The organism is Methylobacterium sp. J-059 (genome assembly GCF_022829485.1).
GTDB lineage: Bacteria > Pseudomonadota > Alphaproteobacteria > Rhizobiales > Beijerinckiaceae > Methylobacterium.
This window is the reverse complement of the sequence record NZ_JAKSYA010000167.1, coordinates 78,204-90,130: the sequence shown is the minus strand read 5'-3', so window position 1 is coordinate 90,130 and position 11,927 is coordinate 78,204. Positions and strand designations below refer to the sequence as shown.

Below are 11,927 nucleotides of genomic sequence, written 5' to 3'. Positions count from 1 at the left end.
ACCTCGCTAAGATGGAGATTTGCCGGCGCGGCGTCAAAGGAAGCCGTTCCCGTTTTTTTGCAGTTTTCGGGCACAAACCCGCGCCGCCGTCCCGGGCGGCAGCCCGATCCTGCCTCAGCCCTGCGCGCCGATCGCCGCCAGGCTCGCGGCGAGGTCGCGGTGGTCGCGATAGACCCGCGCGGCCCCGGCCGCGAGCAGGTCGGCCCCGTCGCGGTCGTGGCCCCAATGGCCGCCGCCGGTGAAGCCGAGCACCCGCATCCCGGCCGCCCGCGCGGCGGTGACGCCGGGCACGCTGTCCTCGATCACCAGGCAGGCGTCGGGCGAGACCCCCATCCGGGCGGCGGCGTGCAGGAACAGGTCGGGAAACGGCTTGCCGCGGGCGACCTCGACCGCCGAGTAGATCCGCCCGTCGAACAGCGGCAGCAGGCCGGTGAGGCCGAGCGAGTGGCGCAGCCGCACGGGATCGCTGCTCGAGGCGACGCAGGTCGGCAGCGAGAGGGCGGCCACCGCCTCGGCGATCCCGGCCATGGCGCGCAGCTCCGCGTCGAAGATCGCCAGGGTCTCGGCCTTCACCGCCGCGACGAACCCCTCGGGCGCCGTGACGCCGTAGTCGCGCGCGACGTGGCCCATGATCGAGGCCATGGAGGTGCCGGCGAAGCGCGCCCGCACGGTCTCGACGTCGATCGCGACGCCGATGCGGTTGAGCCCGGCGGTGAGGCAGGCGAGGCTCAGGGGCTCGCTGTCCACCAGAACGCCGTCGCAATCGAAGATGACGAGGGCCGGCGGCACCGGGGCCTGTACGCGGATAGTCACGGGTGGTCGGTTCCTGTCGCCGGGGCCGCCCCTGTGGCACGGCGGGCGCGGGCGCGGCAACCGCTTGCGCGGCGGGGGCGGGGCTCGTACGCCCTCCGGACCGGCCGACGCGCGTGCTCCCGAGACCCGACGATGTTCCGTTTCCTCCTGCGCCTCCTCGGCTTCGTGCTGCTGGCCGGCGGCTTCGTGGCTCTGGTCTACGACGGCGCCCGCTCGGTCGCCAACAACGGCCTGCGGATCACGCCGCTGAGCGAATTGCTGTTCACGCTGTTCAAGGACAAGGCGAGCGCGCTCCAGGCCACGGTCGAGGGCGTGGCGCCGTGGCTGTGGAACCTCGCGGTGCTGCCGCTCACCCTGGCGCCGGCCTCGCTGCTCGGCCTCGGCCTCGGCGCGGTGCTGCTCTGGCTCGGGCAGCCGGCGCGCGAGCCGATCGGGTTCCTCACGCGCTCCTGAGGCGACCGGCCGCTTCATCAACCGGGCGGGCGACCCCATATACGGGTTTGACGCGAACCCGCCGCCCGAAGGATGCCCGATGCTGCAGATGTTCCGCAAGAAGGCCGAGATGCCGAGCCCGGCCGACGCGCTGCCCGGCCGCCCCGATCCGCTGCCGACCGCCGAGACCCACTTCGTCAACGGCAACCCGCTCAAGGGCCCGTACCCGCCGGGCACCGAGACGATCGGCCTCGGCTTCGGCTGCTTCTGGGGCGCGGAGCGCAAGTTCTGGCAGCTGCCCGCGGGCGTGTTCGTCACGGCGGTGGGCTACCAGGGCGGGTACACCCCGAACCCGACCTACGAGGAGGTCTGCTCCGGCCGCACCGGGCACAACGAGGTCGTGCTGGTCGCCTTCGATCCGGCGGTGCTGCCGCTCGAATCCGTGCTCAAGACCTTCTTCGAGAGCCACGACCCGACGCAAGGGTACCGCCAGGGCAACGACGTCGGCACGCAGTACCGGTCCGGCATCTACCTCACCGATCCCGCGCAGGAGGCGACGGCCAAGGCCGTGCGCTCGGCCTACGCCGCCGCGCTGAAGGCCCGCGGCTTCCCGGACGTCACCACCGAGATCGTCTCCGGCCAGACCTTCTATTTCGCCGAGGCCTACCACCAGCAGTACCTGGCCAAGAACCCGGCCGGCTATTGCGGCCTCGGCGGCACGGGCGTCGCCTGCCCGATCGGGACCGGCGTGGCGGCCTAGCCTCCCGCAAACGCTAGCGGCCGAACGCGGACCGCGCATCGCGTTCGGCTTCGGTCGCCGCCGACCCCGCCTCGCAGGGCCGCGGCCGCGAGGCGGGCGCTCCGCCAAGCCGGCGTCCTCGGGCGACGAAGCCTTGCGTTGACGATGCCGCGCGGACCTTCGCCCGACGGCCGGGCTCCCCGATCGAGGACGACCGCTCCGGCGTTCGATCGGACCTATCGGGCTCGATGTGCGTCTCTGGTCGGATCCGGTTCGCCTTCCTGCCTGCCTCGACGATCCCGCCTCAGGCGTCTTGCGCCGATCCACGGCGAATCCTGCCGATCGTCGAGCCTCCGCGGGGCACCCGTCGCGTCGCCGGCCGGCCTTTAACCAAGCCCTTCGAAGCGGCTTGTCGAGACTCGGACCGCCTGCAATCGTCGCCGCGCCCTGCATCCGAGGGCGAACGTGATCGATGCCGTCATGCGCCGCCTCCACTGCATCGATTCGATCCGCGGCTTAGCCGCCTTGGCGGTGATCTACGCCCATACCGTCGAATTCGGTCTCAGGGCTCAGCTCGGGCCGTCTCCGCTGGAGCGAGACCTGCTCGGGCACCTGACCGCGTATCTCGACGTCGGCAAGATCGCGGTCACGCTGTTCTTCGCCGTCTCCGGCTTCGTCGTCCCGTTCTCGCTCTTCAAGCCGAGCCGCCGACCGGTCCTGGCCTTCGCCGTCTCGCGGTTCTTCCGCCTCTATCCCGCCTACTGGCTCTCGATCCCGTGCGGCCTGCTCGTCCTGTTCGTGTGGGCCGGCCGCGACGTGCCGAACCTGCTCGTGCCGGCCAACATGACCATGCTGCAGCAGTTCCTCGGCGTGGAGAACATCATCGGCCTGTATTGGACGCTCCAGATCGAGCTGATCTTCTACGCCATCTGCGTGGGCCTGTTCGTCATCGGTCGCCTCGACGACCGCATGGGTGCCGTGGTCTGCGCGCTCTCGCTCATCGCGGCCGCCGTCGTCCTGGCCGGCCTGCGCTTCCATCTGGAACGCAAGTTCCCCGTGGCGGTGCCGCTCTCGCTCGCCGTGATGTTCTGGGGCCTGTGCCTGCGCTACCATGTCTTCGAGCAGCGGGCGGGCTGGGGCTCCGCATCGGCCCTGGTGACGGCGGCGCTGATCCTCGCCGTGCCACTGGTGTCCGTGCTCGCCTACAATCGCGACATGGGTTTTCACGAGAGCTGGGTGAAGTACGTCATCACCTACTGGCTGGCGATGGCGCTCTTCGCGCTCCTCGCCGTGAAGGTCAGGATCGAAGGACGGGTCTTCGTCGGCCTCGGTGCGATCAGCTATTCGATCTACCTGTTCGGGCCCGTGGTCCAGGTCGTGCTCGAGCACGCGCTGGCGGGATACGAGCCGGTCGTCCCGGTCCACGTCTTCGCCGCGGCGACCGCGCTCGTGACCGTCGGCGTCGCGACGCTGATGTATCGATGGATCGAGAGGCCGGCGATCGCGCTGGGCCGCCACGTCGTGCACCGGTTCGGCGACCGACCCCGCCTCGGGGAATCGGCGGTCGCCGTTGCGGCCGCCCCGAACCGTCGGCTTGCCGGCTAGCACCCTTTTTGCGATCCTCGTATCGCGGAACGAGCACCGGCTCATGGCGTGGTCGCATTGTCGTCACGCGAGGCGGTATCCGCCACGCTCGACCCTGCTTCAGGACGTCCGCTCCACCGCGATCGCCGTCGCCTCGCCGCCGCCGATGCAGAGCGCCGCGATGCCGCGACGGCCTCCGGTGCGGGCGAGCGCAGCCAGCAGCGTCACCACGATGCGGGCGCCCGAGGCGCCGATCGGGTGGCCGAGGGCGCAGGCGCCGCCGTGGACGTTGACGCGGTCGGGCTGCAGGTCGAGGTCGCGCATCGCGGCCATGGCCACCACCGCGAAGGCCTCGTTGATCTCGTAGAGGTCGACGTCGCCGGCCCGCCAGCCGACCTTGTCGAGCAGCTTGCCGATCGCGCCGATCGGCGCGGTCGAGAACCAGGCCGGCGCCGCGGCGTGGCTCGCGTGCCCGCGGACGATGCCCAGCGGCGCGACGCCGCCGCGCTCGGCCTGCGACCGGCGCATCAGCACCAGGGCCGCTGCCCCGTCCGAGATCGACGAGGCGTTGGCCGCCGTCACCGTGCCGTCGGGCCGGAAGGCGGGCTTGAGGGTCGGGATCTTCTCGGGCCGGGCCCGGCGTGGGCCCTCGTCGGTCGCGGCCCCGCCGACGGGGACGATCTCGTCAGCGAAGGCGCCCTCCGCCGTCGCGCGGGTGGCGCGGGCCAGCGATTCGAGTGCGTAGGCGTCCTGCGCCTCCCGCGTGAACTGGTAGGCTTGCGCAGTGTCCTCGGCGAAGGTGCCCATCAGGCGGCCGCGATCGTAGGCGTCCTCCAGCCCGTCCAGGAACATGTGGTCGAGCATGCGCCCGTGGCCGAGGCGCTGGCCGCCCCGCGCCTTGTCGAGGAGGTAGGGCGCGTTCGACATCGATTCCATGCCGCCCGCCACCACGGTCCCGGCCGAGCCCGCCGCGATCATGTCGTGGCCGAGCATCAGCGCCTTCATGCCCGAGCCGCAGACCTTGTTCAGGGTCGCGCACGGGGTCGCCTCGGACAGGCCGGCCCCGAGCGCCGCCTGGCGCGCCGGCGCCTGGCCGAGGCCCGCCGGCAGGACGCAGCCCATCACCACCTCGGACACGCCGTCGGCGGGAAGCCCGGCCCGCGCCACCGCCGCGCGGATCGCCGCGGCGCCGAGCTCCGGGGCCGCCACGCGCGCCAGCTCCCCCTGGAACGCGCCCATCGGCGTGCGCGCCGCCCCCGCGATCACGATCGGATCGGACATCGTCGCCTCCCGTGCCGGCCTTCGCCTGATGCGGCCATTCCAGTCCGGCGGCGGTGGGATGTCCAGCCTGGGTGGTGCAGCGGGCTTGCGCTGCCCACCGCGCCGGCCGTCATGCGTCCGCGTCGCTGCCGGAAACAACGCAGGCCCCCTCTCCCGTGCGGGAGAGGGGGCGGGTCGGCGCCTCGAACGATCTGTCCGGGTCGCCGCAGCGAAGGATGGGAAAACGAAAAGGCCGGCTCCCTTCCGGGAACCGGCCTCGCGATCCGCGACGGGCGGAGCGATTCAGCGGGCGGGGCCGCCCGAGGTGGCGCCGGCGTTGGGGGCCATCTTGTTGGTCTGGTCGGCGTTGCCGCCCTTGGCGGAGTCGACGGCACCGGCGCCGGGGGTCGCGCCCATCGCGCCGGCCGGGCGGGTGGCGGTGCTGCCGGTGGTCATCGCGCCGCCGGCGCCGGGTGCCGTGTCGCGCGGGCCGCTGGTGGTCTGGCCGGCCTGGGGCACGGCGCGCGAGGGCTGGCCGACGTTGCCGGCATCCTGGGCGAGGGCGGGGCCGGCGATCAGGGCGCCGACGAGGGCGAGGGATGCGAGGCGCATGGAGATCCGTTTCGATGGCGTGCGATGGGACCGAGCAACGGGCGGCGGGCGCTTCCGTTCCGGTTCCACCGGCCGACGCCCCGCATCGCATCCGGATCATCCCCGCGGGATCCTGGATTCGGGCCCGGCTCGAGCCCCGCGCGGGCGTGCCGAAGACCGGTTTCGCGCCGATCCGCCGCGACGAGATCAGGCGTCGAGGCCGCCCCCCTCCAGGAAATGCTCGAGCCAGTGGATGTCGTAGGCGCCGTTCTGGACGTCGGGGTTGCGCACCAGGGTGCGGAACAGCGGCAGCGTGGTGTCGACGCCGTCGATGACGAACTCGTCGAGCGCCCGGCGCAGGCGCATCAGGCACTCGTTGCGGGTGCGGCCGTGGACGATGAGCTTGCCGATCAGCGAATCGTAGTGCGGCGGCACGCGGTAGCCCTGGAAGGCGGCCGAGTCGACGCGCACGCCGAGGCCGCCGGGCGGGTGGTAGTAGGTGATGAGGCCGGGCGAGGGCCGGAAGGTCGCCGGGTGCTCGGCGTTGATGCGACACTCGATGGCGTGCCCCTCGACCTTAATGTCGCCCTGCGCCACCGACAGGGCGCCGCCGGCCGCGACCCGGATCTGCTCGATCACGAGGTCGATGCCGGTGATCATCTCGGTGACGGGATGCTCCACCTGGATCCGCGTGTTCATCTCGATGAAGTAGAACCGCCCGTCCTCGTACAGGAACTCGACGGTGCCGGCGCCGAGGTAGCCGAGCTTGCGCATCGCGTCGGCGCAGATCTCGCCGATCTCGGCCCGCATCGCCTCGTTGAGCGCGGGCGAGCCGCCCTCCTCCCAGACCTTCTGGTGCCGGCGCTGGAGCGAGCAGTCGCGCTCGGCCAGGTGCACCGCGCCGCCGCGGCCGTCGCCCAGCACCTGCACCTCGATGTGGCGCGGGTTGGTGAGGTACTTCTCCAGGTAGACCGCGTCGTCGCCGAACGCCGCCTTGGCCTCGGAGCGGGCCATGCCGAGCGCTTGGCTCAGCTCGGCTTCCGAGCGCGCCACCTTCATGCCGCGCCCGCCGCCGCCGGCCGCCGCCTTGACCAGCACCGGGTAGCCGATCTCGGCGGCGACGCGCTTGGCCTCCTCCGGGTCCTCGATGCCGCCGTCGGAGCCGGGCACGCACGGGATGCCGAGCTTGAGCGCGGTGCGCTTGGCCTCGATCTTGTCGCCCATGATCCGGATGTGCTCGGCCTTGGGGCCGATGAAGCCGATCTCGTGGTGGGCCAGCACCTCGGCGAAGCGTGCGTTCTCCGAGAGGAAGCCGTAGCCGGGATGGACCGCGTCGGCGCCGGTGATCTCGCAGGCGGCGATGATCGAGGGGATGTTGAGGTAGCTGTCGCGGGCGGCCGGCGGGCCGATGCAGACGCTCTCGTCGGCGAGCCGCACGTGCATCGCGTCGGCGTCGGCCGTCGAGTGCACCGCCACGGTCTTGATGCCGAGCTCCTTCGACGCCCGGAGGATGCGAAGCGCGATCTCGCCGCGGTTGGCGATCAGGATCTTGTCGAACATGGCAGGGGCGCTTTCGAGCGGAGGGTGCGCGGTTCGGGTGGGGACAGGCGCGCCCGACTACTCGATGACGATCAGGGCTTCGCCGTACTCGACCGGCTGCCCGTCCTCGACGAAGATCGCGGCCACCGTGCCGGCGCGGGGCGCGACGATCTCGTTGAAGGTCTTCATCGCCTCGATCAGCAGCAGCTTGTCGCCGACCTCGACCCGGGAGCCGACCTCGACGAAGGCCTTCGCCTCGGGCGAGGGGCGCAGGTAGGCCGTGCCGACCATCGGCGACGGCACGGCGCCGGGATGGGTCTTGCCGCGCTCGGGGGCGGCGCCGGGGCCGGGGCTCGGCACGGGCGCGAGCGCCGCCGGGGCCGCCATCGCGGCGGGCGCGGCCACCTGGACGCTCACGGGCTCGATCCGGCGGACGACGCGGATGCGCAGATCCCCCTTCTCGACCTCGATCTCGGACAGGCCGGTCTCGGTGACGAGGTTGGCGAGTTCGCGCACGAGATCGGCATCGATGGGGTCGTGCTTGGACATCGGGCCTGTCTTCTGGGGGCTTGACCTGGGATTGGGGTGACCGCCGCGGCGGCGCCGATCCGCCGGCGCGGCCGCGCGACCGGGGCCCGGATCCCGCGAAGGCGCCGGTCTTAGACGACCGGGCGCGTTCGCGACACCCTTTCTCGCCTCAGCAGGAGGCGTGGCCGCACTGGCGGACGTCGGCGATGGTCTTGCGGATCGGGTCGACGCCGACGGCGCCGGGGATGATCTCGTCGCCGATGATGAAGGCGGGCGTGCCGGACAGGCCGAGCTTGTCGCCGAGGCCGCGGTTCTCGGTGAGCGCCGCCTTCACCTCGGGGCCCTGGGCGTCCTTCTGCAGCCGGGCCACGTCGAGCCCCATCGCCTTGGCGACGTCGAGGGCCTTGGCGCCGTTCGCCCGGCCCTTGGATTCGAGCAGCTTCTGGTGGAACTCGAACAGCTTGTCGCCCTTGAGCTGCTGCTTGGCGGCGAGCGCGATCTGGCTGGCCTCGAGCGATTCCGGGCCGAGCACCGGGAAATCCTTGATCACCACGCGCAGCTTCGGATCGGCCTTGATCAGCGCCTGCACGTCGCCGAGCGCCTTGCGGCAATAGCCGCAATTGTAGTCGAAGAACTCGATCATCGTGACGTCGCCCGCCGGGTTGCCGGCGACGACGTCGTGCGGGCTGTCGAGCAACGCCTTCTGCGATTCCTTGAGCGCGGCGGCCTGGGCCAGGCGCTGGGTCTCGGCCTGGCGCTTCTCGCCCTCGGCGATCGCCTCCTGCAGCACGTCGGGGTTCTTGATCAGGTAGTCCTTGACGATCGCCTCGATCCCGGCGCGCTGCGCATCGGTGAAGGGCGCGGCCGGCGCGGTCTGCGCCCGGGCCGGGAGGCCGAGGGGCATGGCCAAGGGAACGGCCAAGGGGACGGCGAGCAGCAGCGCGCGGCGGGAGGCCGAGAGGAAACGGGAGAGAGGCATACGTCCTCGCTGGGCGGGCGCGGCGGGCGGGCCGGACCGGGGTCTGGCCGGTCCGCTATCGGCCGGGTTAGGCGTTTTCACGGCGGCGGGTCAAATCCCGTCGTGCCCGATCGAAGTTTCTCCCGCGAGGCGTCACGCCGATGATCAATCCCATCCGGGCCTTCCGGCTCCGCCCGCGCCTGCTCGCGGCGTTCGGCATCATGGCCGCGGGCGCGCTGCTGATGCCGGGCGACGACCTCGTCACCCGCCTGCTCGCCGGCTGGTGCGCCGGGATCGTGGCCTACGCGGTGCTGATCGTCCACCAATCCACCGGGCAGTCGCGCGACGCCCTGCGCCTGCAGGCGTCGCGCCTCGACGACAGCGCGGCCCTGGTGACGGTGTTCACGCTGCTCGCGGCCGCGGCGAGCTTCGCCGCCGTCGGCGTGCTGGTGCTCGGCGGCAAGGCGAGCGGCGCCGGCAAGGTCTTCGACCTGACGCTCGCCGGGGCGACCGTGCTGTGCACCTGGGCCTTCGTGCAGCTCGTCTTCACGATCCACTACGCCCACGTCTACTACGGCGACGACGCGCCCGGCGAGAGCCGCGGCGGCCTCGACTTCCACGGCGACGACGCCCCCGACTTCTGGGACTTCCTGTACTTCACCGTCACCATCGGCGCGGCGGCGGCCACCTCGGACACCAACATCACCAGCAAGCGCATGCGCCGGATCGCCACCGTGCAGACGGTCTACGCCTACCTGTTCAACACCGGCGTGCTGGCGCTCGCCGTCAACATGGCGGCGGGGTTCGTCGGGCATTGAGGGGGGTTGCGCAGCATCGCCGACCCGTCCGAGGGCTGACCCGCGGCCGCCGCCCGGGTACAAGCATCCGATGATCCCCATCTCCCGCCGTGCCGCCGCCGTCGCGCCCTTCCTCGCCATGGACGTGATGGCCGCCGCCGCCGGGAAGGCGCGCGCCGGCGAGGACGTGGTGCGGATGGAGGTCGGGCAGCCCTCGGCGCCGGCGCCGCGGGCGGTGATCGCCGCCGCGCAGCGCGCGCTCGAGGGCGGCCGCGTGCCCTACACCGAGGCCCTGGGGATGCCGGAGCTGCGCGCGCGCATCGCGCGGGACTACCGCGAGCGTTACGGCGTCGCGGTGGCGCCGGAGCGGGTCGTGGTCACCACCGGCTCGTCGGCCGGCTTCATCCTGGCGTTCCTGAGCCTGTTCGACGCCGGCGCCCGCGTCGGCGTGCCCCAGCCGGGCTACCCGGCCTATCACAACATCCTCGCGGCCCTCGATCTGGTGCCGGTGCCGATGCGGCTCCGCGCGGCCGACCGCTACGCCCCCACCGCCGCGCTGCTGCGGGAGACCCATGCCGCGCACGCCCTCTCGGGCGTTCTGGTGATGAGCCCGGCCAACCCCTCGGGCACGGTGATCGGCGAGGCGGCGCTGGCGGAGCTGTGCGCGGCGGCGCGGGCGCTCGGCCTGCCCTTCGTCTCCGACGAGATCTACCACGGGCTCGGCTACGGCGTGCCGACGACGACCGCCCTCCGGTTCGACCCGGACGCGATCGTGATCAACTCGTTCTCGAAGTACCACTGCATGACCGGCTGGCGCGTCGGCTGGATGGTGGTGCCCGACGCCCTCGTGCGCCCGATCGAGCGGCTGGCCCAGCACCTCTACATCTCGGCGCCCACCCTCTCGCAGGTCGGCGCGCTCGCCGCCTTCGACGCCACCGAGGAACTCGACGCGGTGCGCGACGGCTACGCCCGCAACCGCGCGATCCTGCTCGACGCGTTCCCGGGCCTCGGCCTCGGGCGGACGCATCCGGTCGACGGCGCGTTCTACCTCTATGCGGACGTGGCCCGCCTCACCAACGACGCCTCCGCCTTCTGCCGGCGGATGCTCGACGAGGCCGGCGTGGCGGCCACCCCCGGCCTCGACTTCGACCGGGAGGCCGGCCACCACCACGTCCGGTTCTCGTTCGCCGGCTCGGAGGCCGAGTGCCGGGAGGCGGTGCGGCGCCTGCGAACCTGGCTGGCGTGAGCGCGGCGCGGACGCCCCGGTCAGGCCGCCAGGACGGCGGCGTCCGCGACCGAGGCGGCGGCCAGCGCCGTCGCGGTCGCCGCCTCGAAGGCCTGGAAGGCGGCGGTCGCAGCGGTCCAGTCCTGCGCCTTCACCCCGGCGCAGAGGGCAGCCGCGCGGGCGGCGGCATCGGCGACGCCGGCGCGGACGCCGGCGGGCAGGATCGGATCGACGGTGATCGTCATCATGCCGGTATGCGGCACCGCGCCGATCAGCACCGAGGCGAGGCGGCGCTTCCAGGCGGCGCAGTCGGCCGGCAGGCGGGCGAGGGCGAGGGTGAGCGGGTCGCCGTCCATGCGGTCGAGCAGGGTGCGGCTCATCGCTTCGAGCGCCTCGAGCTGGCCGATCGCGTCCTGGATCTCGCCGCGGGACTTCTCGGTGCCGGCGGCGATCCGGCCGACATTGGTCGCGATCTCGCCGGTGGCGAGGATCTGCTGCTCCATCACCTCGGCCATCGCTCGCATCTCCGAGGCGGCCTCGGCGACCGCCGCGCTCTCCGCCTCGACGCGGGCGTTGGCGCGGTCCATCACCTCGGAACCCGCTGCGACCGCGGCGCGGCTGTGGCCGACCGCGGCGTGCATCGCCGACAGCTCGGTCTGGAGCGCGGAGAGCCGCGCGCGGATCTCGTCGGTGGCGCGGGCGGTCTGGCCCGACAGCGCCTTCACCTCGCCGGCGACGACGGCGAAGCCCCGCCCCGCCTCGCCGGCGCGCGCCGCCTCGATGGTGGCGTTGAGCGCCAGCAGGTTGGTCTGGGCCGAGATCGAGGCGATCGCGGTCGCCATCTCCTCGATCCGCCGCGCGGCCGCCGCGAAGCCTTCGAGGCGCCCGCCGATCTCGGACGTGCCGACCTGGATCTCCTGCATCCGCTCGCCGGCCTGGCGCATGTCGGCCGCGCAGACCACGATGCCCTCGCGCGCGCGCTCGGCCGTCTCGGCCGAGGTCTGCGAGCGGGCGGCGATCTCGCTGGTCGAGGCGGCGAGTTCCTCGCTCGCCGCCGCGATCAGCCGGGCCTGGTCGGCGACCTGGGCGGAATCGTGGGTGAGCCAGCCGATCGAGGTCCCGGCCGAGGAGGCCGCGGCCGACAGGCGCCCGGGCAGCCGCAACGTCTCGGGGTCGGCCGGCGGCGCGACCGGCGCGGGGGTCTCGTCGGCGACGCGGTCGAGGACGGCGGGGGCAACGCTGGCGGGAGCGACTACCGAAAGGGCCGGCCTTTCAGTCCTGGCTTTGCGGAAGTAGCTCAACATCGATTGTGTCCCCTGCCGTAAAGCTTCAACCTAAGATGGAATAGGTCAATAAGGGGTTTAGACCGGGCGCGTTTGCTCGGAGAGCGACCGACATTCGGCTGTTCCCGGGACCTCGACCCGTTGCCGTGGGCCGTGGGGACCGCCCGGCGCGACCGGC

The 11,927-nt window shown here is 72.6% G+C and carries 12 protein-coding genes; 5 read left to right on the top strand and 7 right to left on the bottom strand.

The genetic code is table 11. The annotated features are described in order from the left end of the window. Positions 1-114 precede the first annotated feature (114 nt). Entirely contained in the window at positions 115-813 is a 699-nt protein-coding gene (locus MKK55_RS25540) for an HAD family hydrolase (protein ID WP_243938325.1), read from the bottom strand. A 132-nt stretch (positions 814-945) separates the two neighbouring features. Here MKK55_RS25540 and MKK55_RS25535 point away from each other — a divergent pair, with 132 nt between their 5' ends. The 3 genes from MKK55_RS25535 to MKK55_RS25525 all read left to right on the top strand — a co-directional run bounded on the left by MKK55_RS25535 (position 946) and on the right by MKK55_RS25525 (position 3,589). Further along, the gene (locus MKK55_RS25535; protein WP_147728517.1) at positions 946-1,266 is read left to right on the top strand and encodes a PetM family of cytochrome b6f complex subunit 7; all 321 of its coding nucleotides are present in this window, start codon (positions 946-948) and stop codon (positions 1,264-1,266) included. Positions 1,267-1,348: 82 nt separating this feature from the next. After that, positions 1,349-2,005 carry a peptide-methionine (S)-S-oxide reductase MsrA gene (gene msrA, locus MKK55_RS25530; protein ID WP_147728520.1) on the top strand — a complete coding sequence of 219 codons (657 nt, stop codon included), beginning with the start codon at positions 1,349-1,351 and terminating at the stop codon, positions 2,003-2,005. A gap of 444 nt (positions 2,006-2,449) precedes the next feature. Then, entirely contained in the window at positions 2,450-3,589 is a 1,140-nt protein-coding gene (locus MKK55_RS25525; protein WP_243938324.1) for an acyltransferase family protein, read from the top strand. Between the two features lie 99 nt (positions 3,590-3,688). On the opposite strand, the gene MKK55_RS25520 is transcribed toward MKK55_RS25525, so the two are convergent. From MKK55_RS25520 to MKK55_RS25500, 5 genes are all read right to left on the bottom strand, one after another. Beyond that, the gene (locus MKK55_RS25520) at positions 3,689-4,849 is read right to left on the bottom strand and encodes an acetyl-CoA C-acyltransferase (RefSeq protein WP_243938322.1); all 1,161 of its coding nucleotides are present in this window, start codon (positions 4,847-4,849) and stop codon (positions 3,689-3,691) included. Between the two features lie 282 nt (positions 4,850-5,131). Beyond that, positions 5,132-5,440: a hypothetical protein gene (locus MKK55_RS25515; RefSeq protein ID WP_243938320.1), complete on the bottom strand. Its 309-nt coding sequence runs from the start codon at positions 5,438-5,440 to the stop codon at positions 5,132-5,134. Between the two features lie 186 nt (positions 5,441-5,626). After that, positions 5,627-6,979 carry an acetyl-CoA carboxylase biotin carboxylase subunit gene (accC, locus tag MKK55_RS25510; RefSeq protein ID WP_147729490.1) on the bottom strand — a complete coding sequence of 451 codons (1,353 nt, stop codon included), beginning with the start codon at positions 6,977-6,979 and terminating at the stop codon, positions 5,627-5,629. Positions 6,980-7,036: 57 nt separating this feature from the next. Then, complete coding sequence (accB, locus tag MKK55_RS25505) at positions 7,037-7,507, bottom strand: acetyl-CoA carboxylase biotin carboxyl carrier protein (RefSeq protein ID WP_243937055.1); 471 nt, start codon at positions 7,505-7,507, stop codon at positions 7,037-7,039. Between the two features lie 148 nt (positions 7,508-7,655). Next, on the bottom strand, positions 7,656-8,390 hold the full coding sequence (locus tag MKK55_RS25500) for a DsbA family protein (RefSeq protein ID WP_147729710.1): 735 nt from the start codon (positions 8,388-8,390) through the stop codon (positions 7,656-7,658). 215 nt (positions 8,391-8,605) lie between these two features. Between MKK55_RS25500 and MKK55_RS25495 the strand changes: the two genes are divergently transcribed. Together MKK55_RS25495 and MKK55_RS25490 are read left to right on the top strand one after the other, a co-directional pair. Next, positions 8,606-9,262 carry a DUF1345 domain-containing protein gene (locus tag MKK55_RS25495; RefSeq protein ID WP_147729709.1) on the top strand — a complete coding sequence of 219 codons (657 nt, stop codon included), beginning with the start codon at positions 8,606-8,608 and terminating at the stop codon, positions 9,260-9,262. A 70-nt stretch (positions 9,263-9,332) separates the two neighbouring features. Further along, complete coding sequence (locus MKK55_RS25490) at positions 9,333-10,487, top strand: pyridoxal phosphate-dependent aminotransferase (RefSeq protein ID WP_243938318.1); 1,155 nt, start codon at positions 9,333-9,335, stop codon at positions 10,485-10,487. Positions 10,488-10,507: 20 nt separating this feature from the next. Here MKK55_RS25490 and MKK55_RS25485 read toward each other — a convergent pair whose 3' ends face one another. After that, the gene (locus tag MKK55_RS25485; protein ID WP_243938316.1) at positions 10,508-11,770 is read right to left on the bottom strand and encodes a methyl-accepting chemotaxis protein; all 1,263 of its coding nucleotides are present in this window, start codon (positions 11,768-11,770) and stop codon (positions 10,508-10,510) included. Positions 11,771-11,927: the final 157 nt, after the last annotated feature.

Excerpts from the sequence above, each read along its gene's own strand:
- MKK55_RS25520 (WP_243938322.1), bottom strand. The coding sequence starts at position 4,849 with ATGTCCGATCCGATCGTGATCGCGGGGGCGGCGCGCACGCCGATGGGC.
- MKK55_RS25495 (WP_147729709.1), top strand. The coding sequence starts at position 8,606 with ATGATCAATCCCATCCGGGCCTTCCGGCTCCGCCCGCGCCTGCTCGCG.
- MKK55_RS25500 (WP_147729710.1), bottom strand. The coding sequence starts at position 8,390 with ATGCCCCTCGGCCTCCCGGCCCGGGCGCAGACCGCGCCGGCCGCGCCC.
- accB (WP_243937055.1), bottom strand. The coding sequence starts at position 7,507 with ATGTCCAAGCACGACCCCATCGATGCCGATCTCGTGCGCGAACTCGCC.
- accC (WP_147729490.1), bottom strand. The coding sequence starts at position 6,979 with ATGTTCGACAAGATCCTGATCGCCAACCGCGGCGAGATCGCGCTTCGC.
- MKK55_RS25535 (WP_147728517.1), top strand. The coding sequence starts at position 946 with ATGTTCCGTTTCCTCCTGCGCCTCCTCGGCTTCGTGCTGCTGGCCGGC.
- MKK55_RS25490 (WP_243938318.1), top strand. The coding sequence starts at position 9,333 with ATGATCCCCATCTCCCGCCGTGCCGCCGCCGTCGCGCCCTTCCTCGCC.
- MKK55_RS25485 (WP_243938316.1), bottom strand. The coding sequence starts at position 11,770 with ATGTTGAGCTACTTCCGCAAAGCCAGGACTGAAAGGCCGGCCCTTTCG.
- MKK55_RS25515 (WP_243938320.1), bottom strand. The coding sequence starts at position 5,440 with ATGCGCCTCGCATCCCTCGCCCTCGTCGGCGCCCTGATCGCCGGCCCC.